This is a genomic window from Archaeoglobus veneficus SNP6 (assembly GCF_000194625.1).
Classification (GTDB): domain Archaea; phylum Halobacteriota; class Archaeoglobi; order Archaeoglobales; family Archaeoglobaceae; genus Archaeoglobus_C; species Archaeoglobus_C veneficus.
Map to the genome: position 1 here is coordinate 1,009,130 of NC_015320.1, position 25,923 is coordinate 1,035,052.

The 25,923-nt window shown below is 46.0% G+C and carries 24 protein-coding genes and 1 tRNA gene; 9 read left to right on the forward strand and 16 right to left on the reverse strand.

Going from position 1 to position 25,923, the window contains the following annotated elements; translation table 11 throughout:
* Positions 1 to 2: 2 nt before the first annotated feature.
* Positions 3 to 1,433 carry an AAA family ATPase gene (locus tag ARCVE_RS05750; protein WP_013683827.1) on the reverse strand — a complete coding sequence of 477 codons (1,431 nt, stop codon included), beginning with the start codon at positions 1,431 to 1,433 and terminating at the stop codon, positions 3 to 5.
* Between the two features lie 327 nt (positions 1,434 to 1,760).
* Between ARCVE_RS05750 and ARCVE_RS05760 the strand changes: the two genes are divergently transcribed.
* Complete coding sequence (locus tag ARCVE_RS05760; RefSeq protein WP_013683828.1) at positions 1,761 to 2,273, forward strand: hypothetical protein; 513 nt, start codon at positions 1,761 to 1,763, stop codon at positions 2,271 to 2,273.
* Between the two features lie 164 nt (positions 2,274 to 2,437).
* Here the strand turns inward: ARCVE_RS05760 and ARCVE_RS05765 are convergent, their stop codons facing one another.
* Positions 2,438 to 3,457 carry an RNA-guided pseudouridylation complex pseudouridine synthase subunit Cbf5 gene (locus tag ARCVE_RS05765; RefSeq protein ID WP_013683829.1) on the reverse strand — a complete coding sequence of 340 codons (1,020 nt, stop codon included), beginning with the start codon at positions 3,455 to 3,457 and terminating at the stop codon, positions 2,438 to 2,440.
* Between the two features lie 134 nt (positions 3,458 to 3,591).
* Here ARCVE_RS05765 and ARCVE_RS05770 point away from each other — a divergent pair, with 134 nt between their 5' ends.
* Entirely contained in the window at positions 3,592 to 4,152 is a 561-nt protein-coding gene (locus ARCVE_RS05770; protein ID WP_013683830.1) for an MBL fold metallo-hydrolase, read from the forward strand.
* Positions 4,153 to 4,484: 332 nt separating this feature from the next.
* On the opposite strand, the gene ARCVE_RS05775 is transcribed toward ARCVE_RS05770, so the two are convergent.
* The 4 genes from ARCVE_RS05775 to ARCVE_RS05790 all read right to left on the reverse strand — a co-directional run bounded on the left by ARCVE_RS05775 (position 4,485) and on the right by ARCVE_RS05790 (position 8,838).
* Positions 4,485 to 5,522 carry a CDP-alcohol phosphatidyltransferase family protein gene (locus tag ARCVE_RS05775; RefSeq protein WP_013683831.1) on the reverse strand — a complete coding sequence of 346 codons (1,038 nt, stop codon included), beginning with the start codon at positions 5,520 to 5,522 and terminating at the stop codon, positions 4,485 to 4,487.
* On the reverse strand, positions 5,494 to 6,516 hold the full coding sequence (locus tag ARCVE_RS05780) for a deoxyhypusine synthase (protein WP_013683832.1): 1,023 nt from the start codon (positions 6,514 to 6,516) through the stop codon (positions 5,494 to 5,496). Before ARCVE_RS05780 ends, ARCVE_RS05775 begins: the two co-directional genes overlap by 29 nt.
* 1 nt (position 6,517) lies before the next feature.
* Positions 6,518 to 7,081, reverse strand: coding sequence for a pyruvoyl-dependent arginine decarboxylase (locus ARCVE_RS05785; RefSeq protein WP_013683833.1), 564 nt, complete (start codon positions 7,079 to 7,081; stop codon positions 6,518 to 6,520).
* A 272-nt stretch (positions 7,082 to 7,353) separates the two neighbouring features.
* Positions 7,354 to 8,838, reverse strand: coding sequence for an MFS transporter (locus ARCVE_RS05790; RefSeq protein ID WP_013683834.1), 1,485 nt, complete (start codon positions 8,836 to 8,838; stop codon positions 7,354 to 7,356).
* A gap of 235 nt (positions 8,839 to 9,073) precedes the next feature.
* Here ARCVE_RS05790 and ARCVE_RS05795 point away from each other — a divergent pair, with 235 nt between their 5' ends.
* Complete coding sequence (locus ARCVE_RS05795; RefSeq protein WP_013683835.1) at positions 9,074 to 10,270, forward strand: anion transporter; 1,197 nt, start codon at positions 9,074 to 9,076, stop codon at positions 10,268 to 10,270.
* A gap of 88 nt (positions 10,271 to 10,358) precedes the next feature.
* Here ARCVE_RS05795 and ARCVE_RS05800 read toward each other — a convergent pair.
* From ARCVE_RS05800 to ARCVE_RS05820, 5 genes are all read right to left on the reverse strand, one after another.
* Positions 10,359 to 10,431: transfer RNA gene (locus ARCVE_RS05800), tRNA-Thr, on the reverse strand.
* A 27-nt stretch (positions 10,432 to 10,458) separates the two neighbouring features.
* Positions 10,459 to 10,932, reverse strand: a complete 474-nt coding sequence (gene mobB / locus ARCVE_RS05805) for a molybdopterin-guanine dinucleotide biosynthesis protein B (protein ID WP_013683836.1) — start codon at positions 10,930 to 10,932, stop codon at positions 10,459 to 10,461.
* On the reverse strand, positions 10,929 to 12,833 hold the full coding sequence (locus tag ARCVE_RS05810) for a beta-CASP ribonuclease aCPSF1 (protein WP_013683837.1): 1,905 nt from the start codon (positions 12,831 to 12,833) through the stop codon (positions 10,929 to 10,931). The genes mobB and ARCVE_RS05810 overlap by 4 nt, the downstream gene beginning before the upstream one ends.
* 57 nt (positions 12,834 to 12,890) lie before the next feature.
* Positions 12,891 to 13,535, reverse strand: a complete 645-nt coding sequence (gene psmB / locus ARCVE_RS05815) for an archaeal proteasome endopeptidase complex subunit beta (RefSeq protein ID WP_013683838.1) — start codon at positions 13,533 to 13,535, stop codon at positions 12,891 to 12,893.
* A 147-nt stretch (positions 13,536 to 13,682) separates the two neighbouring features.
* Positions 13,683 to 13,934, reverse strand: coding sequence for a winged helix-turn-helix domain-containing protein (locus ARCVE_RS05820; RefSeq protein WP_013683839.1), 252 nt, complete (start codon positions 13,932 to 13,934; stop codon positions 13,683 to 13,685).
* A 160-nt stretch (positions 13,935 to 14,094) separates the two neighbouring features.
* Here ARCVE_RS05820 and ARCVE_RS05825 point away from each other — a divergent pair, with 160 nt between their 5' ends.
* Complete coding sequence (locus ARCVE_RS05825; protein WP_013683840.1) at positions 14,095 to 14,895, forward strand: 2-amino-3,7-dideoxy-D-threo-hept-6-ulosonate synthase; 801 nt, start codon at positions 14,095 to 14,097, stop codon at positions 14,893 to 14,895.
* Between the two features lie 78 nt (positions 14,896 to 14,973).
* Here ARCVE_RS05825 and ARCVE_RS05830 read toward each other — a convergent pair whose 3' ends face one another.
* From ARCVE_RS05830 to ARCVE_RS05840, 3 genes are all read right to left on the reverse strand, one after another.
* Entirely contained in the window at positions 14,974 to 16,317 is a 1,344-nt protein-coding gene (locus tag ARCVE_RS05830; RefSeq protein WP_013683841.1) for an NAD(P)-dependent malic enzyme, read from the reverse strand.
* A gap of 97 nt (positions 16,318 to 16,414) precedes the next feature.
* On the reverse strand, positions 16,415 to 17,053 hold the full coding sequence (locus ARCVE_RS05835; RefSeq protein WP_013682893.1) for an IS6 family transposase: 639 nt from the start codon (positions 17,051 to 17,053) through the stop codon (positions 16,415 to 16,417).
* A gap of 289 nt (positions 17,054 to 17,342) precedes the next feature.
* A complete protein-coding gene (locus ARCVE_RS05840; protein ID WP_013683842.1) occupies positions 17,343 to 18,170 on the reverse strand; it encodes a hypothetical protein in 828 nt (275 codons plus the stop codon).
* A 277-nt stretch (positions 18,171 to 18,447) separates the two neighbouring features.
* Between ARCVE_RS05840 and purS the strand changes: the two genes are divergently transcribed.
* The 3 genes from purS to purQ are packed head-to-tail and all read left to right on the forward strand — an operon-like array spanning position 18,448 to position 21,795.
* Positions 18,448 to 18,690, forward strand: a complete 243-nt coding sequence (purS, locus tag ARCVE_RS05845; RefSeq protein ID WP_013683843.1) for a phosphoribosylformylglycinamidine synthase subunit PurS — start codon at positions 18,448 to 18,450, stop codon at positions 18,688 to 18,690.
* Complete coding sequence (purL, locus tag ARCVE_RS05850) at positions 18,690 to 20,996, forward strand: phosphoribosylformylglycinamidine synthase subunit PurL (RefSeq protein ID WP_013683844.1); 2,307 nt, start codon at positions 18,690 to 18,692, stop codon at positions 20,994 to 20,996. The genes purS and purL overlap by 1 nt, the downstream gene beginning before the upstream one ends.
* A gap of 1 nt (position 20,997) precedes the next feature.
* Positions 20,998 to 21,795, forward strand: a complete 798-nt coding sequence (gene purQ / locus ARCVE_RS05855; RefSeq protein ID WP_013683845.1) for a phosphoribosylformylglycinamidine synthase subunit PurQ — start codon at positions 20,998 to 21,000, stop codon at positions 21,793 to 21,795.
* Between the two features lie 20 nt (positions 21,796 to 21,815).
* Here the strand turns inward: purQ and ARCVE_RS05860 are convergent, their stop codons facing one another.
* A complete protein-coding gene (locus ARCVE_RS05860) occupies positions 21,816 to 22,367 on the reverse strand; it encodes a CBS domain-containing protein (RefSeq protein WP_013683846.1) in 552 nt (183 codons plus the stop codon).
* Between the two features lie 138 nt (positions 22,368 to 22,505).
* Between ARCVE_RS05860 and ARCVE_RS05865 the strand changes: the two genes are divergently transcribed.
* The gene (locus tag ARCVE_RS05865) at positions 22,506 to 23,423 is read left to right on the forward strand and encodes a YeiH family protein (protein ID WP_013683847.1); all 918 of its coding nucleotides are present in this window, start codon (positions 22,506 to 22,508) and stop codon (positions 23,421 to 23,423) included.
* Here the strand turns inward: ARCVE_RS05865 and ARCVE_RS11625 are convergent.
* Positions 23,395 to 23,589 carry a hypothetical protein gene (locus tag ARCVE_RS11625; protein ID WP_232215779.1) on the reverse strand — a complete coding sequence of 65 codons (195 nt, stop codon included), beginning with the start codon at positions 23,587 to 23,589 and terminating at the stop codon, positions 23,395 to 23,397. The two genes, ARCVE_RS05865 and ARCVE_RS11625, sit on opposite strands and share 29 nt — an antisense overlap.
* 1 nt (position 23,590) lies before the next feature.
* Between ARCVE_RS11625 and ARCVE_RS05870 the strand changes: the two genes are divergently transcribed.
* Positions 23,591 to 25,645, forward strand: a complete 2,055-nt coding sequence (locus ARCVE_RS05870) for a PAS domain S-box protein (protein ID WP_232215780.1) — start codon at positions 23,591 to 23,593, stop codon at positions 25,643 to 25,645.
* Positions 25,646 to 25,923: the final 278 nt, after the last annotated feature.

Below are 25,923 nucleotides of genomic sequence, written 5' to 3' on the forward strand. Positions count from 1 at the left end.
TGTTACGCTCCCACGTACGCATACCTGCCTGCTGAGACTTTCTCTATCAGGCCTGTGCACCGGCTTACAGATTCGAGGAGTATCTCGAAGGCTGAGTTAACTTCTTCTGGCCTTCTCGCCATCAGCAGTATTGCCTTCCAGGCATACTCAAACTCCTTTGGATTTACCTTCTCGACGTCTATCTCATCCACAGACGAGAGTTCTTCCATGAGCCCGCTAAAGCTATCCCGCGGGATTAAAGCGTAGATTTCAGAGCATGTCCTGTTTATCGCCTCTTCCACAAGCTTCTCTATCACTGCATCCTTCTCATTGCCGTCGTCGTACTCCAGCTCAATTCTGCTCCTCATTCCGAGCTTCACGACCTCGTACCGCTCTCCGTAGTCCATCAACATCGCTGCTGTGTGTCCCTTTCTCGTTGCTGAAGCTCTCAGATGATCAAAGAGCTTTATCGTCGCCCTGCACGAGGGCTCGAGTTCAATTTGGCCGGAGACCCTTAACTCATTACTCCTTGCATATCTCACGGTTCTTGCGAGGATTTTCAGGTGCCAGAGTGGTAGAATGGCGCCCTCCTTCAGACTCATGTTTCTCAGGCCTATCTCTATTTCTTCTTTCAGCGTTTCCGGCGGGCCAATTGGAATTTCCTCAACTCTGTCCATTAGTGGCTCCTTTATGTCTGCAACGCCCTTGTAGTTTGCCGGGTTCGTTGAAGCGACAAAAAGCGTATCTATTTTCATGGGGACTATATCTCCCTCTGGAGTCGTTATCTGCCTCTCTTCAAGCAGCTCGTGCAGCAGCGTTTGCAGCGCTGATGGGATAGCTCCAAGCTCGTCGAAATAGGCCATGCCCCTGTGAGCTTTCAGAACCCTGCCGGGTGTGAATACTTCGGGGTGATCGAGATCGTACCCTTCTTTCACCTTCTGAATGCTTATTCCACCTATGAGCTGTCTTGTCGTCATCATGGGGTCGCCGGAGATGCGAATCCATTTTCTCGGCACCCATGTGAGTTCGACAACGTCTTCTTCGAGGAGCTTCTTCTTGCATGAAAAACAGGTTGGGTGAGTGGGGTCATCGTGAATCTTGCAGCCTTTAACGGCGAGTAGCTTCTCCGGCAGGAGCTTTGCCATGGCCTTGGAAAAAGTCGTTTTGCCGTAACCCTTTCTCCCCTTAAACAGGATGTTTGAGCCGCTCATCAGGGCGTTCTTCACCATTTCCTTTTCAACTTCTTTGCCGACGATTTCGGCGAAGGGATCTTCTCCTCTGCGCTCGTACGACAGGAGGTTCTCCCTAACGTAGTCAATTATGCTTCTTGAATGGTACTTCTCCAGCTCGTCGCCCCATATGTCTACTTCCTCTCCGTCGAGAAGGAACTTAGGGGCGTTTGACGGCTTTATTACCACGTCTTCGAATATGTATTCCAGTATGTATTCTTCCATCGCCAAAAATAGCACTATAAATTATAAGAGAGTTATGGTCGAAATACTTGTTTTGTTATTTAAGTCATTTAAGCCCCTTCTTTGGGGTTGTATTCACAAAGGGATTTCGGGGATGCTATTTAACAAAACAGACTGTGATGACGCTTGGGTTAGAAAACTGATTCTGAAATACTCTCTGAAATACAATTTCTAAATTGATATTCTGAATATAGTTTATAATTACATTTTCCTACTGGATTTAATACTTAGAAAAGCTAAGAAGAAACAAAACGAGCGCCGAGGTGGGGCGTGATGAAAAAATACCAATAAACAGTGGAGGTGATAAATATGGGTTCGTCGATACTTGACATTTTGATAAGAGATCCTAATTTCCCATGTGCTCCTTACAGAAGAACTGGCCATCAGTTTTACGTTGACATCATGCACTGTGACGGATCATTCCTCGAATGGAAGGGAATAAAGTACAGAAAGCATAAGTTGGCCCAAAGAATCCACGATCAGGTTGAAGTCCCGCCCGGATGTTACGTTGTCAGGGGATATGCACCTTGTGGGAATGTAGTTACCCAAACTACCGTTGTTGAGGTTTGTTGCAATGAGGTGGTTTGTGTAAACTTACTCGCTACGAGTCCCAGATTCTGCTTCGTGACGGCAAGATTAGCCCTACGCCCGGAGTTGCTGCCAAATGTTCCCAGAGAATTCATCGAAAGAGCTGATGCTGCATTGAAGGAAGTAGTCGAATTCCTGCCAAAGGAAATCCACGAACCTTCACCGAATCTCGTAGAGGAGTTATTGAAGGCGGAAGAGTGCGAAAAGAGAGAGTATCCCAAGAAAGAAGAATAAATTTCTGACCTCACAACCTTTAATATTTTTTATACACTGCTCCAGTACCGGTGATTCCTCGGACTGATCTACATCACCGACGCGAAGAGAAGATACCGCGATGACACGAAGCTCATCCTCTGGCCTCGTAGGAGGAATCGTTGCCCTGATTGTTTACTGGCTCGTTAGACCGGAAGCGAAGCGGTAGAACCTTTCCACATCGCAGGATAAGTTCCTCTCTCCATTATTACCCTCGTGACGTCAACGACTGGTCCGCTTCTCACGTTCAGCATATCCTCGGCATCCATCAAAGCCTTGCCCAACGCCACAAGCTCATGCTTCAGTGTGAATATCGCCACATCCGCGTCCTTTTTTACAGTTTTCTCCACGTACACGACGCCCTTTGCCATCAGATCTGCTCCGTGGCAGATGGCATCAACGGCGGAATCCTTTATCACTATCTTGGGCACGTTGGCAACTGCAAGCTCCATGGGCTTTATTATTTCCCTCAAATATCTCTCCTCTCCTTCCTCCTTCCAGAAAACGTACGCATCGAGAAGGTCGTGCAGAGTGTAGGTCATGGATTCATCGAAAACACCTGTTCGCGTACGCCTGAGTTCCTGCATGTGCGCTCCTACGCCGAGAACTTCACCTATGTCCGTGCACAGCTTTCTTATGTAAGTACCAGCCTCGCATCTGACTTTGAAAAGAACATCTCTTCCGTCGATTTCGAGAATTTCTATTCCATAGATCTCTCTAACTCTTATTCTTTTCTTTACAGCCGACTTAAGGGGAGGACGCTGGTAGATTTTACCAACGAAGAGGTTCATCACCCTCCTTATCTCCTCCTCTCTTACATCGGCGTGAAGACGCATTAAAGCGACGTACTCCTTCTCGGAACCCTGAAGAACCTTAACGAGCTTCGTTGAATCTTCAATCATCACGGGCAGAACTCCCGTAACGCGGGGGTCGAGGGTTCCTGTATGCCCCGTCTTGTTAACGTTGAGAATTCGGCGAACCCACACGACTACTTCGTGGCTGCTTGGCCCCATGGGCTTGTCAACACACACGAAACCCTTCTTTATGTACTCCTCCATGGGGCGGTTGTAGGGGTAACAGCCGTAGCTCTCGTCCGTTGTAGCTTCATCCTTTACGTAGAATCGCTCTTCGAAATCTTTTTCTCTGATTATCTCAGTTTTGCCCATTGTTTTTCCATGCCTTTACTGGCTTTTAAAAGCTTTGGCTGCTTTAGTGGATATCGCATCTGTCCTTGCGGTGTCCTCATCAACTGCCATCGCAACTTAGCAAGGGATATATTTTCATAGTCCAACAATATAACATGAAGCTCAGGTGGCTGGGCAACTCGTGCGTGGAGATTTTTGCCGATAAACACGTTCTCATAGACCCGAACTGTGTCATGGAACCTGAACCAGGAATAGACTACGTTCTTGTGACCCATGAGCACAGCGACCACTTCGACGTTGAAAAGTTCAAAAAGATTGATACAAGACACCTTATTGCTCCCCGTTACGTTCTCGAACAGTTCGGTCTTGACGGAATAGCAGCCGAGGCGGGAAAAGAGATTGATGGAATAAAAATTTTAGAGAGCTGGTGCTGGAAGGCCGTCGAATCCTACAGCTATTACTACGCAGGTGTCCTACATCCCGGCGATTCCGCTAAGTTTCCAGAGGCAAAGAACGTGAAAGTTGTGTTCACCGCGTGTTTCCCTGACTTCTACGATGAGTATATTACCGAAATGAAGAGACTCAAGCCCGGACTTGTCGTACCATTCCACTACTCGCCGGAAAAGAAAGCGAATGCGGAAGGACTGGCTGAGAGACTGAAAGAAGAGGGAATTCCGTGCAGGATACTGGAAGTGGGGGAGGTTTTAGAGATATAGTGTTAAGTTATTTTTTATAAATTTAACTATTAGTTAATCCTCTTGTCATGCCATAATCTCTATTCCTCTTCCTCATCCTGCAATTTGAGAATTTTCAAAATCCAACCTCCTCAAGGGATCATCTTATGTGTACATCTTTGATCCTCTCTAACCACTATAGTTTTCTTTCAAATTCTATTTTCGACTCAGTTAAAAGCCATTTTTAGAAATTCAAATGGGTCTACGTTTCAGGAAACTATCCGGAGGTTCTAAATCTTCATCCTCCCCGACGATGATCATATGTTTTCATCCCCTCCTCAACTCACCGAAATGTTCGGAGACACAAACTATTCTCATAGCTTAGCACTCCTCAATGCAATAATCCTTCTTAAACCTTCGATATTTCCCAGAACAGCAATTAGGATGACTGAAATCGCAAGAGCATTAAAAACAGCTCCTAAAAATATCAGAAACAGCCTTACATCTCTTGTAATTGGTATTTTGAATGATCCTGAATTATAAGTCTGCCTGTAAACGGCAACGTACTTGTCTCCGGTGTATGCAATTATAAATGACGCGAATGCAGCTAAAAAGCCTAAAACCCAGTAAAGCCCGTTTGTTTGAGAAAGTGAGAGGGTTATGCAGAATATGATTAAGAAATCAGCATACCTGTCCAGAACACCGTCAAGCCATGCACCATACTTTGACTCCATAAACTTTAGCCTTGCAATCTCGCCATCGCAGCCGTCAATGATGCTGTGAAGCTGGATAATGATTCCGGCAATAAGCGTTGCGAGATAGCTGTTGAGCAAAAACAAGGCTGATCCAATAACAGAAATGAGAAAGGAGAGTACGGTAATCTGGTTGGGAGTTACATTTCTATCCGCAAGATACTTCGAAATTCTCAGGGAAATTCTTCGATTTAGGGTTCTTGCAATAATTCCGTCGTAGTAAGCAGGCTTTAGGCCCGTTCTCTTCGCTTTCACAAGAGAGCTCAAAAGGAGCTTTTCAGATAGCTTCAGATTTTCATCTGAGAGCTTTACAGCCCAAATTTGCTGAGCTTCGATACTGTTTCTTTGCAGATACCTTTCAATTGCCATCTGTAAATCTCCATCGAAGAATGCGTGGAAGTCCTCCTCGAAGAGGTAGCCGAATGTAAATCCATCAGACACGAGCAATTTCCTGCCGTTAAGTTCTATGTCTCTTTCAAGGATAAGAACGGGTTCGTTGATTATCAGATACGACTCCGCACGTTCTACGCTCGTATCCCCATTGAAGAACCTCACCTTAAATCCCGCTCTCTCGAGCGGTACTTTGATTCTGTCCCTCAGCGTTAATCCAAGAAGTTTCCTGTTGTAAATCTCAGAGTCCCTGACAAGCGCTAACTTCATGGCTCAAACACCCATAATCAATCTTCAGCTCCCTATCCCAGATGAAAACTGGACAGCTTCTCCGCTTTACATTCTGCAGTCCATGAACGATAACTGGCAGAGCAATTGTCGCATCAACGTGAACCTGAACTTTTTTGCTCTTCTGACTTATCTTGCCCCAGCTGATACCTTCTTCAAACGTGCATCCGCTCAAACCGCCCCACTGAGGCATGTCGGTGGTGAACTGTATTGCATAGTCGTGTCCTCCCTTTTCTACGCCTTTAAGCCTCGCGACAACTTCTGTTTGCTGGATGAAGTTCTTGGGAACGCCTCCTGAAACGTAAATTACCCCCGTTTTCTTGGACTTGACAACGATGTCCGTAAGCTCTTCCACATCCTTGATTGTGTCTATCACGACCCGCCTATCTGCAATCGCTGCAGCAATCCCTATGGAGCTGTCTGCTATCGCAGGACAGAAGACTGGCACACCACTTTCGTACGCTGCAACAATTATCGATTCTTTTTCGGAGGCTAACCTGTAGACCCTCGCTGCCAGCTCCCCTATGAACTTCCTTGAGGACACAACTCCATCCAGCTCAGAAATTATGTCTGCAAGGATGCAATCTACCTTGTTGAATTCCGATTCGTAGGCAAACACGTCGTAAATTCTGTCTATTCCTTCATTGTAAAGGTAAAAATCGTCTACATTTTCGCTGCCCAGGTAGTGCCTAAAGCCTAAGGCCTCGTGGATGTCGTGGAAGAGGTTCGCTCCTGTCGAAATGAGGACATCGATGTACCTGTTTCTTATGAGGTATGCAATTATTTTCCTCATTCCGGCAGGAACCATAGCTCCAGCGAGACCCATGAGAATTGTTATCTCGTCTTCTTCGAGCATCTCGAGCCATACTTTGAACGCTTCTCCAAGCTTCCTACCCTGAAATCCTGTTTTTGACATGGCCAAAAGAAGGTCGGCAACGCTTTTCTCAGAAACTTCAATCGGCTCCGTTGGCTGCATATCACATCACGAAAACTGCTGCAGCAACAACCGTTGTATGCTTCTCAACATTGGCGGTAACTGTGACGTTGAAGGTTTTAGCTGGTTTAACGCCAAAAGCAGTTTCCAGCATGTATGCTGCCATATCCTCAGCATGCCTGCTAATTTCTTTGCCATCGCAGTAGCCGTGGTACTCCGTAAGGTAGCCGTTCAACGCTGGGTCTTCGGGAATTGCTGATCCGATACTTGCAAAAATCTTCTTACCCTCTTCGTTGCTTGTCATCCTTGCCATTACACAGTAGACAATCTGTCCCGGCATTAGCTCACTCACTCCCTCCTCCCTGCTGACTATCTCACAGCCAGGCGGAAATATGCTGCTTACAGCTACTAGGTTTAATTTCTCGATGCCCGCATCTCTCAAAGCGAGTTCGAAGCTCACCAGAGCATCTTCATGTTTTCCAATACCAGTTGTGAAAAACACCTTTTTCGGAAGCAGCATCTGACTCGCTGAAGTGATGTAATTACCGCCCTTTTGCTCTGAGGATCGCCTAATACCCACTAATTCAATTTCAGCCGTTCCATCCATCCTTTTACACCTTATAGCCCGTTCTCGTTTGGGTATTTAAGCGTTACTCTTCTTATATAGTTCCGTCACTAATTTAATTAGGTTTTATTAGATTTGGGCAAATTTAAACCGATTTAGTCGATATAAGCTCAGAAAATTAAAATTAGAAATAAAAATTTTGATTAGTTGATAATTAATAAAACTAAAATTTTTTAGAGCAGTACTGAGTTTTTGAGACACAATGAGAGCGATTTTCGCCAAACTTGATTGTAACTTTTTAAAATCTCCCGATTCTAAGTTAACTCCTTAATACTCTCCTCTAAGCCTTTTTCAGGCTGTAATGGGGATTCAAAGCTGCTAAGGCTTGGATGAAGCGGCGTATTGACTGCATGTGGTTTATCTAAATTAAACAACTTCAGAAGGTGCATGTGCGTCATGATGGTCTGAACATCGTAAAGTACGGCATGCTTGATCTCCTCCTTAACAACTTCCTCGCTCGACTCTCCATCTTCTCCGAAAAATCTGAGGAGCTTGGCAGCCATTAACGAAATTAGAGCGGAGATTATAAAAAGGAAGTCATAGCCAGCTAAATGAACAGCGGGAATCTCTATGAACCCCAGAGAGGATTCAATATCTATCTTTACGGCGAAGTTTGCAGACAAAAAGGCTGAAGCGATAAATCCACCGCTGATTGAGCCCACAGCCGCAAACATCGATGCCATTACGTTGTTTATTGCGTAGTATGAAGCTGACGAACCCCTATGCGTTATTTTTGCGATCATGTTCATAAACGCTATGCCAGGCACGGCTGAGTAGAATCCATCGAGGACGTAAATTACAATTAGCAGTAGTGGTGTGAGAGGATGCTTTCCCGGCATCGTCGTAAACGTGAAGATAAAGGCAGCTATTGAGAACGAGATGAAAGACAGAATTGCTACAGGTTTGTTTCCGAATTTGTCCATTATCCTGCCCGATATGCGAAGGAAGTAAGTTGAGCTCAGCTGGCTAACAGATGTTAAGGCTATGACAACCCAAACTGGATACTTCAGAATAGCGATTATGTAGACTGAAAAGAAGGGCAAAGCCATTTCTGAAGCAAATTTCCAGATGGAGAGTGCTAAAGTAAGCTTTAAGAAGTTTGAATTTTTAAGTGGTTCTTTGAGGTTTCTATTCCCCTTCCGCTCAACTTCTATGTCGTCGATCCCCCTTATGAAGTACAGGCTTGTCATTCCAGCAGCGAACGCTACTATAAAAACGAGTGAGAACGCCACATCCCTAAGGAAATTAAATATGAACGTAAAGACGAGAACGACGAACAATGCCACTAACTTTCCGTAGGCAACTCTCTTTGAATAGAACTCTCCTCTGACGTGGGCTGGAATTAAATCTCTCATCCAGGAACTCCATGCTACCGCAGATGTCTCCTTGAAGAGATGGTAAGTTGCAAAGAGGATTATGAAAGACAGAATACTCGACCCACTTATGAGTAGTGTAACCCCTATGAGTAGTAACGAAAAACGGGAGACAAAGTTTGTAAGAAGTGAGATCTTTTTTCTACTGTACTTTTCAGCGAAAATAGCTGAAGGAAGCTGAATGAGCTGCGAAAGGAAGGGGATTGCAGCAACCAGGCCTATTATAAATGGATCCGCGTTTACAGAGGCGAGGTAAGAGCTTACGATCGACACAGTTACAAGGGAAAACATTATCTGAGACGCTATCCCATCCATCAAAAGGTTCCTGAGGCTTCTATTAAGATCTATGTCTCTCTCCTTCTCCATATGAGGTCTTTCTCGCCGAGCAGTAGTCGGAATCCTCGCAGTATTTAAGGGTGGCGGTCGTTCAATTAAAAAATAAAATAAAAATGACAGTGTTATTTCGAGAGTACACGAGAGACATCAAGTTTAAATACCGGAGAGCGATTGAATAGCGGGCCAAGAGGGCTCAGACCGGTATGCACCCCGATCTATGTAAGAATGGCAGTCTGGAGCTGTTTTCGGTTGAAGGAGGCAGTTTATGATAGAGCTGGCAATCTTCATTATTACGTACTTCCTCATCTCAGTTCAGAACGTTCGCGGCATAAAGCTCGACAGGCCAGCAGCTTCAACAGTAGGGGCTGCGTTAACGGTTGCTCTCGGCGTTCTGAGCCTTGAAGAGGCTGTTCATAGCATCGACTACAACACGATAATCCTGCTCTTCAGCATGATGGTTCTGAGCGCTTACTTCGGCATCGCTGGCTTTTTCGACTACGTAGCCTGCAAAATCCTCAAAAAAGCTGGAAGTGGTAGAAAACTTCTCCTCATGGTCGTTGTAACTTCCGGCTTTCTATCTGCTCTCTTCGTAAACGACACGATATGCGTTTTCATGACTCCCGTTGTTATCAGGCTCGCCCTCGCAGCGGGCATGAACCCCGTTCCGCTTCTTATCGCCCTCGTTACTTCAGCCAACATAGGCAGCGCTGCAACGATAATAGGCAACCCTCAGAACATGCTCATAGGTATAGCTTCGGGCATACCATTTACAGAGTTTACAGTTAATATGCTCCCACCGAGCATCGTAGGCCTCGTCCTCTGTTATCTCCTTGTTTACCTCATATACAGGAAGGAGTTTGAGAGATACAGTCCGGGCGAGATTGTTCCAAAGGTTAATAGGGGACTTGCCCTTAGAACGGCGGCTGTCTTTGCCCTCGTGCTCACACTCTTCGTAACTGAGGTTTATCCCATCCCTCTCTCCGCCCTCATAGGCGCTGCGACGATGTTTGTGGTTGGGGGCGTAAGACCAAAGGAGGTTCTCGAGAGGGTTGACTGGACCCTGCTGCTCCTCTTCTCCAACCTCTTCATCGTCATGCACGGTTTCGAGAAGGAGTACGGAGAATACCTCATTTCGCTGGTGCATGCCGGAGATAGCCTTGCATCTTCCCTGACTCTTAGTGCAATTACCGTCGTAGGGAGCAACCTCGTGAGCAACGTTCCCTACGTAATGATGGTTTTGCCTGCTTTGAAAGCCATCGACGGTAAACTCTGGTACATCGTTGCCATGGCTTCAACATTCGCTGGCAATTTAACGCTTATAGGTAGCGTTGCCAACCTCATCGTAGCGGAAACTGCCGAAAGGTACGGAATAGCCATCAATTTCGGCGAGTATTTGAAGGTCGGCGTCCCGCTTACTATTTTGACAGTTCTGGTTGGTACGATAATAGTTTACTACATGTAGGTGGTCTCATGTTTGGACCGGAGCACGAGTTTTCGGTAAACGATGAGAACTTCAATCCCTTGCCAATTCAGATAGGATAATCAAGAAGAGCCGCCGGCGGGATTTGAACCCGCGACCTGGTGATTACGAGTCACCCGCTCTACCAGCTGAGCCACGGCGGCCTGTCTGTGCATTTGTGGGATGTTGAGTTAAAAATTTTTACCCTTGAGTATGTCCACAATTAGTTCTGCGATCCCATCAACGTCATCCCTTCTGAACGTGCGATAACCCGGAACATCTCTGTCTGCAACCACGGCAATAATCCGACCATTTGCAAAGTCTTCAGGCTTGGAAGATTCGTCGAGAACAACGATTCTGTCCTTCCCTGCCGAGCTGAAACCCTCCGTCAGTACGATGTCATAGCCTTCAAAGAACCTGCAGATCTCGTCGAGGCTTTTACTTCCTCTCATAATCAGGGCAGTTTTCTCGTTTGAAGCTATGGCCACGTCAGCCCCGCTCTGCCATATCTTCCAGGAGTCTTTGCCTTCTCTATCCACCTCGAAGTCCCTCGTGTGTTTGACGACTGCAACCCTGAAACCTCTCTGCTTTAAAATTGGCACGATTCTGGTTATGAGCGTCGTCTTTCCGCTATTGGAATTGCCAACGATGCTCAGAACAATCATATGAATCTCACGGTCTCGAGGTTATATGGGGCCCTTGTTTCCACGCGGTACGTCTTGTATATGCTCGACGCAAGATCGACACACTTATTCTCGTCTCCATGCACTGTTATGACTTTCTCGGGCTTTGAGCTGAGCGCTCTGACATAGCTCATGAGCTGCTTTCTGTCCGAGTGACCTGAAAAACCATCGACAGTCTCAATCCTCATGTTGACATTGACAACTTCTCTCTTCCCGTTGCTCGGAAACGGAACTTCTCTCCAGCCCTTCTGGATTCTCCTGCCAAGTGTACCCTCTGCCTGATAACCAACGAAGATCAGCGTGTTCTTTTCGTCTCCCGCCAGCCTCTTGAAGTACTCCATTACCGGCCCACCGTTCAGCATGCCAGACGTCGCAAGAATTATGGAGGGCGATTCTTCTTCAATCACTTCCTGTCTCTTGGACGCTGAATCTACCTTTACAAAGCTCTCGCTTATGAACGGGTTTATACCGTGGTGGAATATCAGATCGCGAAGGGATGCGTTCAGGTATTCGGGATATGCAGTGTGGATAGCTGTAGCTTCGTGTATCATTCCATCGAGGTAAACTGTGACTTCTTCGAGCTTCTTGTTTCTTATCGCTTCTTCAAGAGCAATCATGACTTCTTGGCTTCTACCCACGGCAAACGTTGGAATCAGAACCTTACCACCGTTTTTCAGCGTCTCATTTATTATTGAGATGAGTTTCTCCTCAGCCTCTCTTCTCGTGGGCTGGAAGTCCTGACTTCCGCCGTAGGTAGCCTCCATTATCAGCGCCTCTAAACGCGGGAAATTCGTCTCCGCTCTATCAAACAGCCTCGTGCGCTCGAACTTGAAATCGCCGGTGAATGCTATATTGTACAGCCCCTCGCCAATGTGGAAGTGAGCTATTGCCGAGCCGAGGATGTGGCCAGCGTTGTAGAACGTCAGTCTCACGTCTGGACTTATGTCCGTGACAACTCCGTAGTCGAGAGGAATTGTGTGTTTGAGTGCCTCGCGTATATATGAAGACTCGTAGGGCGTTGGAGTACCCTCTCTTGCGGCAACCTCTATGAAGTCAAGCTGGAGGAGTACCATCAGGTCTCTCGTTGGCGGAGTCATGTATATCGGGCCCTTGTAGCCGTACTTGTACAGAATGGGCACAAGCCCGCAGTGGTCGAGATGCGCATGTGTGATAACAACGGCATCAATGCTATCAAGAGGCTGCACTTCCGGCACATAGAGATACGGCGAGTGCTGGATGTTGCTTACATTCACACCACAGTCGATGAGTATCTTGCTTTCGGGAGTCTGAAGGAGATAGCAGCTTCTGCCGACCTCTCTCGATCCACCGAGGAACGTGACCCTCACCCACTTTTCCTCGTAAATCGTCCCTCTGTGAATTCTCTCCCCAATTCTCCTGAGAATTTCCTTTCGTTCTTCTTTCGCACTCAGCAGAAACTGTCTTATGTTTTCAACTGTTTTTGACCTGATGGGTGGAGTCCGCATTACCTTGGGACTCCAGCCCACTGCCTTCATTATCTCTCGCAGCGTCGCACCCTGCTTGCCTATTACTACTCCCGGCTTCTCTGCCTCGATAATAACTTCTCCGTTTTCCTCATCGAAGAAGAAGCTTGTAATCTGCGCATCCTCTGGCACAATTTGCAATATGATTTCCTTCGCCTCTTCTGGCGGCTTGAGACTCTTTGGATCGGGTCTGATGATTATTCTCTTTCTCAAGTCCTTTGCCAGCCTCTTGACGATGTCTCCACTCTCAGCAAGTTCTTGCGGGTTCTCTACGTAGATTACGAGGACTGGCCCCTCAAAATCGATGTTCTTTACTCTGACTCCTCTCGGCAGTGAGTTAACAACTCTCTCCCTTAACTCCTTAAGCCTGTCGATCGCCATGGGCTTTCATCTGACCTTTTTTATTTCTATAGACATATCTGATTTAGATCCGCCTGGCTATTTTTTGGAAAAACTCTTCAGGATTTCATCAACTTCTTCCGGCGTGAGCTGAACGTACTCATCTTTCGTGATCTTCACCACGTCAATTCCATCGCCCGACGCAGAGTCTCTTTTCATAGCCGAGGTTATAGCTCTTATTGCCAGCTCCACTCCTTCCTGAGTGGTGATCTCCGGGTAATATCTGTCCTCCAGAACACCGTACGCCGTTGGGCTGCCGGAGCCCGTTGCAACGATGTCAGTTTCCTCTATCGCACCGCCGATGGGATCGATGGAGAACATGCTCGGCCCACGCTTGTCAACTCCGCCTATGAGAAGCTGAACGAAGTACGGGAAGTATCGTGAGGAATTCAGGAGGTTCGACAGCATCGTAGCTATCGCCTTAACTGTGGGCTTTTCCTCCTTCCTGGTCTCGTAGAGACTCGCTTCAACCTTTACGAGCCTTGCGAGAAACTGTGCGTCACCAACACTTCCAGCAGTAGTCATAGCTACTCTATCTGCAACCTGGTAGATCTTCTTGGCTCTCCTGCTGGCTATGTAGTTGCCAATCGTCGCTCTCTTTTCCGTAGCAAGTACTATTCCGTCCTTGCATATCAGGCCGACTGTCGTCGTTCCCTTAAACACCATATCCTGCATATCCTGCATCATATTCTTTCACTTCTGGAGGATTTTTATGTTTCCGGCTTTCGGCTCATTTGAGCCCTTTTTAGCCGAAGCCTTAGAAAAGCCACTTAAGGCCTTGAAGTCTATAACCAAAGAATTTTTAAAGTTTTCGCTCTCAATGCGTTTCGCCTATATACTAGCCTCACTTATGAGCTCCCTGAACTTTGCCAGTGTGTTAACACCCTTCTCTGTAGCCACATATAGAATCTTTCCATTATCTATTCTCTCCACAATAAGTCCTGCGTCCACCATAAACTCCAAGTACTGGCCAGCAATTTTGAAGTTCAGGTTAGCTCCATAGACAATTTTTGTTTTATTTGCTCCTCCATTAAGAGTTAGTGAGAGTATGTCCATGATTATGTCCAGTCTTGTTCGCCTCATAATATCCCACAATTAATTTCGCGCTTCTCGTACTTATGTTTTGCTGTAGTTAATACTATTGAATTTAATATATTCCTCCTTTGCCGTTCCAGGGGCAAAGTTTTTATACTGATACTTTGTCACTTAGAGTCAAAGATTCCATGTGTCAAAGGTGGTTGGTGTGAGTGAGATCGGCAAGAGAGTGAGGATAGAGAGGATACTCGACAGAAACAGCGGAAACACGGTAATCGTACCCATGGATCACGGCCTCTCCATGGGGCCAATAGACGGCATCGTTGACATGCCAAAGACGATCAACGCGGTTGCTGAGGGTGGAGCGAACGCTGTGGTTATACATAAGGGAATCGTACCGTTTGGCCACAGAGGTTATGGTAGAGATGTGGGGCTGATCGTGCACATGAGCGGTTCGACGTCGCTGAGTCCTGATCCCAACGAGAAGGTCCTTGTCTGCACAGTGGAGGAGGCGATAAAGCTTGGAGCAGACGCGGTGAGCGTCCACATAAACATCGGGAGCAAGACTGAGGCGGAACAGCTCGCGAAGCTTGGGGAAGTTAGCAGAGCCTGCAAGGAATGGGGAATGCCCCTGCTTGCGATGATGTACCCGAGAGGTGATGGCATAAACCAGTTCGACGAGAAAGCTGTTGCTCTCGCTGCGAGAGCTGGAGCAGAGCTGGGAGCAGACATTGTAAAAACGAACTTCACCGGCAGCGTTGAGTCTTTCAAGCGCGTCACTGCTGGCTGCCCAGTGCCTGTCGTTGTTGCTGGCGGGCCAAAGATGAAGAGCGAAGAGGACATACTGAAGATGGTAGAGATGGCAATGGAGGGCGGAGCGAGAGGAGTGGCGATAGGAAGAAACATCTTTCAGGCTGAAGACCCTACTAAGATGACGAAGGCAATTGCGATGATAGTGCACGAGAATGCGAGTGCCAAGGATGCGCTTGAGTTTTTGAGGAGTGAGTAGAAGACATCTTTCTGTATTTTGCTTTTCACACTCTTTTTACGTGTTAGCACCTCGTTCTTTATAGGGTGCAACAAAAAATTATGGTGGAGGCTGTATAAATCCAAGCTCCATCAACATCCTGATTTTCTTCTGTGTTGAGTTTATAATGGACTCTGCCCTCCCGTAGATTTCCTCTCTCGACAGCTTGAGCCTCGCTACACCCTGCTCAATTGCCTTCAGTGCAGTTGCAGTTGCCACTTCTGGAAAGACTCCTTCGTCAGTCATATGTGGTATAACGTAATCTTCGCTCAACCCCTTTCTCTCAGCACACTTTACGAGAGCCTTTGCTGCAGCGATGGCCATTTCGTCGGTTATCGTTCTGACCCTCACATCAAGCACCCCTCTGAACACAGCGGGGAATACAAGAGAGTTGTTGACCTGATTGGGGAAGTCTGACCTTCCTGTTCCAACAATTCTTGCTCCTGCCTCTTTGGCTTCCCATGGCCACATCTCCGGGATGGGGTTTGCTTCCAGAAAGACAATCGCATCGTCGTTCATTGTTGCTATCCACTCCTTCTTTATAACCCCTGGCCCCGGCTTGCTTGCAGCTATGAGCACGTCACATCCCTTTATCGCCTCAGCCATTCCACCTGTCCTGCCCTCTCCGTTCGTTTCGAGGCAGTACTTCCACTTGTACGGGTTCTTGTCCTTCTTTTCTTCGATGTCCTTCCTTCCCGGATGCAGAATGCCTTTGCTGTCAACCACGTACATCTTCTTTGGATCCGCTCCAGCCGCTGTGAGCAGTCTAATGGTGGCTATGTTCGCCGCACCAACCCCAATGATGGCAATGTGTACGTCTTCAATCTTCTTTCCAACAACCTTCAGCGCTCCAAGCAATGCTGCTAGTGTGGCTGTTGCGGTCCCCTGCTGGTCGTCATGCCATACGGGAATATCCAGCTCTTCCCTCAGCCTGTCAAGGATGTAGAAACATTTGGGATTTGAAATGTCTTCAAGGTTGATTCCACCAAATGATGGTGAAATGGCCTTCACGATCTCTATAAACTTGTCAGGATCTTTTTCATTGAGGACAACAGGAAAAGCATCAACCCCTCCAAGATACTTGAAAAGCAGAGCCTTACCTTCCATAACCGGCAGTGCCGCAAGTGGTCCGATGTCTCCCAATCCTAAAACTCTCGTACCGTCGCTTACAACAGCCACGGTATTCCACTTGTTTGTATAGTCGTAGGCCTTGTCTGGATCCTCTACGATTTCCTCGCATGGCTTTGCAACACCTGGTGTGTACCAGACACTGAAATCATCGAGATTCCTTATAACACACTTCGGAAGAACCTCTATTTTACCACCGTAAAATCGATGCCACTCTGAAGCAACCTTTTCTGGAAGTTTTGCTTTTTCAATGGGAGTGTCCGTCCTCTTGTCCACTACTTTCACCTCTCAGTGTGCAGGCCTCACTGTGCAGCCACTGGGCTACTTAAGCCTTGTTATATAAATTTCGGGTGTTGGGTTCGGTAGTGTCAAGTTAACACCTCCAGTAGTTGTAGAAGGCCATAAAGCTCTCCAACCAGCTCTGTACAGAGACAAAAGAACTCCTGAATGGAAATCTGTTCCAGAACCTCTTCGTTCTCTCTTTAAACCTCGAAAAGAATCCTTCTACAGCATTTCTTCTACCAAACGTTTCATGCCTGTATCTCAGCCCTAACCTTTTCAAAGCCCACAGATACCAGAAACCTCTATCAACAACGATCTCTGGCTTGTTTTCGCAATGCTTGAGAACTTCTCTAAGGAAAACGTAAGCTTCAAAGCTTCCTCTTCCTCCAGAAGCCCATATAGCTAGGCATTCCATGGTATCAACGTCTATAGCAGCCCAAACAAAGATTTGTTTCTTTTCCAGTTTTATTTTTGTTTCATCTATCGCAACAAGTCTTCTTTTCTTCTTTTCTGGTTGTTTTAAGACTGTTTTGAGTCTATGGTAGTAAATCCTAACAGATTCGTGACTTATTTCTTCGAATAAAGATAGAAAATCACTTGTTTTTCTCAAAGAAAGGCCAAAGAAGTATAATAATGCTGCAAGTATTTTAAGTTCCACATCTTTCCTGTTCCTTCGAAAGACTTTTGTAGACTTGACGTAATCTACCAACTGGCTTAGCGCAGGCTGCATAAGTTGTATCTTAGTTATTTATTTTTTGTTATTTTGACACTGCCGTTGGGTTCTGGCACCTTAAGAACCAAATATGAAAAGTTTTGGCTTATTCTTTAGGCTTTCTTCAAAAAACACAAAATTCAAAACACATTAAAAAAGCTTTTGCTAATTTGTAGAGCTAAATTCAGATTTAGCCTTACGCAAAAAGCCTGTACTCTTGCGGTTAATAAAACCTTTGGGGTACTATCATTCTTTAGGCGCATGAACGATTACGTGTTTGGAAATGGAAGTATTGCCGTAAATATCCCTAATATGGCATATTACTTGACCAGAAAGAGTTTTTTTCACAGTAAGTCTTTGTTTTTATAGGCCATTTGCCTATCCATTCTTCCCATCCATAAATTCCGTCCTTGTTTTCATCCTCAGGAGGGTAGATTCCAATGGTATAATAGCGTACAAACAAATAAGGCTTTGATTTATTAGTATCAAACCACTTTTCTCCAGCATCTGCATCGTAGCAATGTCTTGCGAAAATTACAGCATATGTAGGTTTGATTTTATTGAAATATTTCAAGACATCTTGGTAAGAAATTTCTTCTCCACAATCTGGATTTCCATGTCCAAGTATACACAAGTAAATCACAGGCCTTCCTTCATCATTTTTTGTTTCATTGTAAATTTTTTCCATTGCCTTATCGAAAGGTGATTCGTAGTGAGATGGTATTGGATGAATCCATTCTTCGGAAGGTAGCTCTATGATATTCTTTTCAGGTATTTCCGCTCTATTGAAAAATTCTATTAGCTTTTTTCCATCTTCAACATCGTCAGGATCTGTACCGTAATGAACAAGCACATAAATCCTATTGTACTTATCCGGTTGCGGATCATACTTATCCGTGAAATAATCTCCGTCTTTGTTGCTTAAAATAATTTTTTCCTTTTCTGTTTCATTTTTTCCGGCCATAGCAATATTGTTATATTTTCCGCTACCAGTTTGATCGAAGTATCCTTTTATTGGATAGCCTATACATCCTGCAATTAGCAAACCAGCAACAGTTCCTAAAGCGATTAATTTCCATGCATCGGGATGTCTTTCAAACCAAGTTTTTTTCCTGAGTTTTTCATCTTCTGACATTTAGGGAGACACCCCTCGAAAGCGCAATACCAACACTATCTTTGGATAATATGGCGAAGTGGTGAAATAATAGTGGAATGATAAAGAATATTCTCATATTAGTTTTTCGTTGTATCCGGTGAGGATTGGAGCAGGTGCGTTCAGCGGATCGGTGATGATAGGAAGCATTCCGGGCATGAGACGCTGAAGTTTAGCGAAGTTCAGTAAAAAGGGCAAGGTATCAAACTAATCCGCTGAACTCAAAACCATTTTATATCTTTCTGAGCATCTACAGCTCATGATAGCCGACGTTTACATAGAACTCAAAGAGGGCGTAACAGACCCTGAAGGTGAAGCTACGAAAAAGGCGTTACGTTTGCTCGGTTTTAAGAAAGTAAAATCGGTCTCGTCGAGAAAGGTTTTCAGAATAGAGATTGATGCGAGGAGCAAAGAGGAGGCTGAGAGGGAAATTAAGCTCATGTGTGAGAAGCTCCTCGTGAACCCCGTTATACAGAACTACTACATCAGGTGGGTGGAGTAATGCTCTACCGCAGAGTGGATGTGCCGTTCGAGCTTTACGAAATCAACATTCTGGATGCGAGCGATGAAGAACTCGTTAAAATAAGCGAAGAACTTGGCTTGGCTTTAAACCTCGAAGAGATGAAGAAAATAAAAGAGTACTTCGCAAAAAAAGGCAGAAATCCATACGACATAGAAATACAGTCCATTGCCCAGGCCTGGAGCGAGCACTGCTGCTACAAGAGCTCGAAGTGTTATCTGAAACAGTTCCTCTTCGATGTGGATGCCGAGTACGTAATCTCGGCAATAAAAGAAGATGCGGGAGTTGTAGAATTCGACGAAGAACACGCTTACGTTGTAGCTCTCGAATCTCACAATCATCCTTCAGCCATAGAACCCTACGGCGGGGCAGCTACCGGCATAGGTGGAATCCTTCGCGACGTACTGTGCATGGGTGCCCAGCCAGTAGCCCTCGTTGATCCCCTCTTCTTTGGCAGGCCGGACACACCCGACGAGGTAATTCCGAGGGGAACGAAGCACCCCCTCTACCTGCTTTCGGGCGTTGTTGCCGGTATAAGAGACTACGGAAACAGGGTTGGAATTCCCACGGTTGGAGGAATGGTTTTCTTTGATGATGCATACTTAACAAACTGCCTCGTAAACGTTGGCTGCATCGGCATCGCGAGGAAGGATAGGGTAATCCCGAGTAAGGCTGGAGGAGCAGGAGACCTCTTCGTTCTTGCAGGTGGATTAACGGGTAGAGACGGTATCCACGGCGTAACCTTCGCTTCTGCGGAACTCGACGAAAAAAGTGAGGAGGAGGCGAGGGGTGCAGTCCAGCTTGGAAATCCCATAATAAAGGAGCCTCTAATTCATGCCTGTCTTGAGATAGTCGAGAAGGGGTTGCTGACAGGAATGAAAGACCTTGGAGGAGGAGGCTTAAGCTGCGTCGTGGGCGAGATGAGCCTGGCTGCCGGATGCGGAGCTGAGGTATGGCTTGAAAAGGTGCCGCTAAAAGAAAAAGGAATGGCTCCGTGGGAGATATGGATTTCCGAAAGCCAGGAGCGAATGATGCTTACTGTTAAACCCCAGCACGTTGATGAAGTGCTCTATATCTTCCAGAAGTGGGATGTACCGGCTGTTGTTGTTGGAAGGGTTACAGATGACAAGATTCTGAGGATATACTACCACGGCCACAAGATTTACGAAATGGACATCGAGTTTGTTGTTTCAGCGGTTGAGTACTGCAGGCCATATACGTCAAAGAAAGTTGAGGCAGTGGACGAGGTAAGAGAAGCGGACTGTGAGAAAACTCTGCTCGAAATGCTCTCCCACTACAACGTCGCAAGCAGGGAGTGGATAATCAGACAGTACGACCACGAAGTGAGAGCCTCGACCGTTGTAAAGCCCCTTCAGGGCAGACCGAACATGGAAGGGCACGGCGATGCGGCTGTAATCCGACCTACAGAATCCTGGAAGGGGTTAGCCCTGACTGCCGATGTTAACCCGTGGATGACGAAGATCGATCCGTACTGGGGAACAGCATCAGCATTCGATGAGATGATTAGAAATCTCGTTGCAGTTAATGCAACACCTCACAGTTTCGCCGACTGCCTGAACTTCGGGAATCCTGAGAAGCCTGAGAGAATGGGCGAGTTCGTCGAAAGTGTGAAGGCTTTGGGTTGGATGGCAAGGAACTTCGGCCTGCCGTGTGTGAGCGGAAACGTGAGCTTTTACAACGAAACGCCGCATGCAAGCGTGCCGCCTACACCAACCTTAATGGGTGTTGGAGTAGTAGAGGATGTGAGAAAAGCAATAACAGTCGATTTCAAGCGGAAGGGCAGCGGAATAGTTCTTGTTGGTGAGACTGCAAGAGAGTTTGGAGGAAGCCTCTACTGTGCGGTGACGGGAATGAAGAGCACAGTCGTACCAAGAACTTCGCCAGAAAGGCTCAGAAAGTACTGCGATGCTATGCTTGAGGCTTTTGATAAGTTCAAGGTTCTCTCGTGTCACGATGTAGCCGAAGGAGGAATTGCAGTGGCGATTGCGGAGATGTGCATCGCGTCTGGCATTGGATGCAGCGTAAGTGTTGATACTGTGGGTGTTGAGCCGTATGTGGCGCTGTTTGCAGAATCGAACACCAGATGGGTCGTTGAAGTAGAGAATCCTGAGGAGTTCGTGGAGTTTTTCAGAGAAAATGGTCTTAAGGCTTACCATCTTGGCTATACTGGCGGCGACGCATTTGAAGTCGAAGGACAGTTCAGCATAGCAGTGGGAGAGCTTGACAGAGCGTGGAGAAATGGCCTCACGAAGTACACGGGGTGGTAGTGTGGAGAGAGAGGAAATTAAGGTTGCCGTGCTGAGAATTGAAGGAACGAACTGTGAGGATGAAACAGTAAAAGCGTTCAGGGAGCTTGGAGTTTTTTGCGAGGCTGTGCACTTAAAGCAGTTCTACAGCGACATGATCAGGGATGAAGAGCAGCGAACGTTCAGCGACTACAACTGCATCGCCTTTCCCGGAGGCTTCTCTGCTGGCGATTACGTAAGGGCGGGGGCCATATTTTCCGCAAGACTGAAGAGCGTGCTGCGTAGAGACCTTGAAGAATTCATAAAGCAGGAGTACCCCGTCATAGGAATATGCAACGGCTTTCAGGTTCTTGTGGAGCTTGGCGCTCTGCCGGGATTCGATGAAGACAGGCCCATAGCAGATAAGCCAGAAATGGCTCTCTGCATAAACGATTCAAGCAGATTCGAATGCAGAGCAGCGTTGTTGAAGCACGAAAATAGAGGGAAGTGTGTATTTACGAGGAAGCTTGAGAAAGAAGTGGTGATGTTCCCCGTTGCCCACGCAGAAGGCAAGGTTGTGTTTCCGAAGGGCATGGAAGATGAGTACGTGGACAGGCTTGTCCAGAACGATCAGATAGTTTTCAGATACGTCGATCCAGATGGAAACTATGCCGGCTATCCCTGGAACCCAAACGGAAGCATATACAACATAGCAGGCATATGCAACGTTACCGGCAACGTTTTCGGCCTGATGCCTCATCCAGAACGAGCGTTCTGGTATCCTCATGAGGACGGAAAGGCAGTCTTTGAGAGCGTTGTGGAGTACTTAGAGAAGCTTTAGTTTTTCGATCTCTTTTTAGCTTATTCTTTCAGCGCCTTCATCACATCGTGCTTCGTTATTATTCCGACTATCCTGTCACCTTCTGCGACGAGCAGAGCGGGGCTACCAAGAAGCATCTTCGAAATGGTCTCAAGCCTCTCGTCGGGAGAAATTATTGGGAATGGGGGCTCCATACACTCTTTAACCTTAATGGCACTCGCTTCGACGCCTTTTTCGAGTATCAGTCTCACAACAGCCCCCTCAGTAATGCTGCCAACAACACGCCCGTTGTCCATTACAGGCATCTGTGATATGCCATCCTCCATCATAATTTCTATGGCCTCTCTCAGCGTCGTACTGGACGTGACGAACTTTACGGGGCTATTCATTATGCTTCTTGCATTGACGCTCTTACCCTCCAGCTCTTCGAGAACTTCGAAAATCTTCCTTACAAGAGACAGCTTTGGGTCAAGGTTCCCGGACTCTATTCTTGCTATCAGGGGCTGACTAACTCCTACAAGCTCAGCAAGCTTTTTTTGAGTTATTCCCAGCTTTTTTCGCTTTCTTTTTATCTCCTCGATTTCGAAAAACATTGTACAATAACTCTATGGGAGTGTATATAAGCGTATATATCACTGCTATCGAACTTAATTAAAAATATAGCAGTTTTGACATCTATCGGAGTACTTCATCTCAGAAAGGCTTAATAGGTATTCTTCTGCAAACTTAATATGGGTCTGCTGCTCCCGGTAGCGCTTGGAATCGCTGCATACATCGTTAGCAGATTCTATCCTGCCCTTGACGCACTGTTTCTCGCCCTTATATTCGGGATATTCTTTGGCGGTGTTGTGGGTAAAGGGAACGTGGAGAAAATAGCCGAAAAGTCTCTGTCCATAACACTTCCGGTTGGTATAGTTCTGTACGGTGCAAATGTAAAGTTTCCCAATTTTTACGAAATTTCTCTACCAATTCTGATTCTGACTTTCATTTCTGCTCTCTTTATGGGCCTGTCTGTTTTTGTAATTGCAAAAAGGCTTGGAGTGGGGGGGAAGTTACCTGTTCTGCTGGCGTGCGGAACGGCTATTTGTGGTGCTTCAGCCATAGCCATCGTATCTTCAATTCTAAAACCAAGCAAAGAGGAGTTTTCCACAGCAGTGATAGTAATAACGATCGTCGGCCTTACGGGAGCGGCTGTATATCCTGCACTACATGGCTTCTTAACAAAAGACGACTTTGCAACAGTTTGTGGCGCAACTCTGCATCAGACTGGACTCGTGAAAATTGCTTCGAAAGATTTTGGTAGCGATGTGCTTCAGAAGGCGCTGACGGTCAAGAGCATTCGCATCGCTTTAATAGCCGTGGTAGCGCTGTTGGTATCTCTAATCTACGCTGAACACAGATTTTACGTTCCCGGTTACATCGTGGGATTTCTAATCATGTCTTTTATGTCAAGCACGTACCTCGGCGGATGGAGTGATTGGATAGAACCTGTGTCAACGATAGCCTTCTCCACGACCCTCGCATCCATAGGGCTCTGCGTTAGCAGGCAGGATATCCAGAGAGCACGCTTAAGCCCACTGGTTGCCAGTTACATTGGATGGTTTTTCACGTCCGCAACTATTATAGCAATCCTGAGGTGGTTAATATGAACCTGCCAATCTTCCACAAGATAGTTTTGACTTCTCTGTTTTCATCCCTATTATCCCTGGCTCTGTTGCTCACGGGTTTTACAACTCCGAAGGGGCTAACGCCAGCCTTTATTTTATATATAATTATAATAATTACAGGAATTTCATTGTTCGTTGCTGGTAGCATAGTGGAGCCCCTGGAAAAGCTGAGAAAAAGCTTTGAAGCTCTTATGAAAGGTGAACCAGCCACGATTGACATAAACACCGGGGACGAAATTGGAAAGCTTGCACAGTCTTTCAATTTGATGGCAAAGGAACTAATGGAACAAAAACAAAAATTACAGGAGAGTGAAGAGAGGTACAGGAGTCTTGTTGAGGACATAAACGAGTGGGTATTTGAGCTCGATGAGCGCCTTGTTTTCACGTACTCCAGTCCCAAGGTCAGCAACGTTTTGTCCTATTATCCCGGCGAGATCATCGGTGTACCCGTATTAGACCTGCTATACGACGACAAATCGAAAGAACGTCTATCGAAAATACTGGATAGCGGAGAGAGTACGTTTTCTAACGTTGAACTGTACTTCAGAAGGAAGGATGGAAACTATGCCATTCTCGAAATAAGTGGAAGGCTGATTTACAAAGATGGGCATCTGGCCGGAATCAGGGCTGTGGGGAGGGAGATAACTTCCAGAAAGAAAGCGGAAGAGAAACTGGCTTATATGGCTGCCATAGTCGAGCACTCTATCGACGCAATAATCTCGCTTGATATGGACATGAGGATCGTTTCTTGGAACAGGGGAGCGGAGAAGATGTTTGGATATTCTGAATCGGAGATAGTTGGGAAGTCCGTTCTGTCTCTTTTGCCTGTGGACCTCTGGGATTCGTACAGGGAGAGTTTCAAAAAGGCGATTATCGAAGGGCACTCCGAGGATATTGATTCAGTGAGAATAACCAAGAATGGTAGAACAATTTTTGTCGATCAGACACTTGCACCAATATATGTGGATGGGAACATAGTCGGGCTTGTTGCCATAATGAGGGATGTTACGAAGAGAAAAATGGCTGAGGATGAGTTAAAGAAGGCTTACGAAAAGCTGGAAGAGAAAAACAGAGAATTGATCATATCTCAGAAGGAACTCGAGTACCTTGCAAACATCGTTGAGAACTCCAACGATGCGATATATTCTGTAAATCTTGAAGGCATAATTACGAGCTGGAACAAGACCGCGGAGAAACTATTTGGCTGGAAGAAGGAGGAGATAATTGGTAGACATGCAGATTCTATTTTGCCAAAGGAGATGAGTAAGGAAACATCCTTCGTAATTCAGCAGATAAAGAAGGGTGTTGAGAATATTTCTTTCGAGACCAGACGGGTGAACAGAAGAGGGGAGGTTCTGTACGTGGATGTGACTGTATCACCAATAATGGACGAGTCCGGAATACTTTCAGGATTCTCGGTTATTGCGAGAGACATAACGTCAAGAATTAGGGCAGAGGAGGAAATGCTAAAGAAACTTCTGAAGTACGATGTTGAAAGAGGCAGGGTTTACTTGTCTGAAGACGTGGGTCTTGCAATAGATGTGGTTCAGGATTTAATGAACTATGGCTATAGAGGGGTCATAATCTCCAGAAACTCCGACATAAACATTCCTGCAGACTTATACTGGTTATCTGAAAGGGAAGGATACCAGACGGTCCAGCCGGATGTGTCTAAAATAGAATCTCTGATAGTAGGGCTGCCAGGATGGAATTATGCCATTGTCCTCGACCTCGATTACCTGATAATCAAAAACGGGTTCGATAAAACCTATGAGCTCGTTCAGAAATTGAGGGACGTTTTCCATCTTTTGAGAAAGGGGGTACTGATACTGGTTGTAGATACCAATATCTTGAGTAACAAGGAAATCACGCTGCTGAGGAAGGAGTGCAGTCCGATCAGGGCCAAACATCAGAAGATGCCTTATGAAATATACGAAGTCTTGAGGTACGTCTACATTCAGAACAGGATCGGTGAAAAGCCGTCTCTCAAGGAGATATCGCAGAGATTCAATATTACCAGAAACACATGCAAGAAACGTGTAAAGTACTTGGAAGACTTGGGATTATTAAAAATAACGAAAGCTGGAAGATCAAAGCTACTTGAGGTTACTGAGAAGGGCAAGGAATACTTTGCAGCTGTTGATGCTGAAATGACCTTCGATGAAGTCAGTACTGATTTAGATATTATTCACAAAAAAGTGTAATAGGTTTCGATTTAAACGATATTTACAAAAAATCGGAAGCAAGGCAACCAAAAGCCGCATGCGGACTTTTTTCGATTTTTATACCAGTCAAAAACAGAATTATAGCAGGTCCCATAAGCTATAAACGCCAATTATCAGTCAATGTCGGCAAAAACTGGTGCATGAGCCGATTATGAAGTAGTAAGACACTTTGTGAAAATTGACACTATTTAACCTATTTTTGACGATATCGATTTATATGATATTTACAAAAAATAGTAATGGCCTGGGCGACCAGT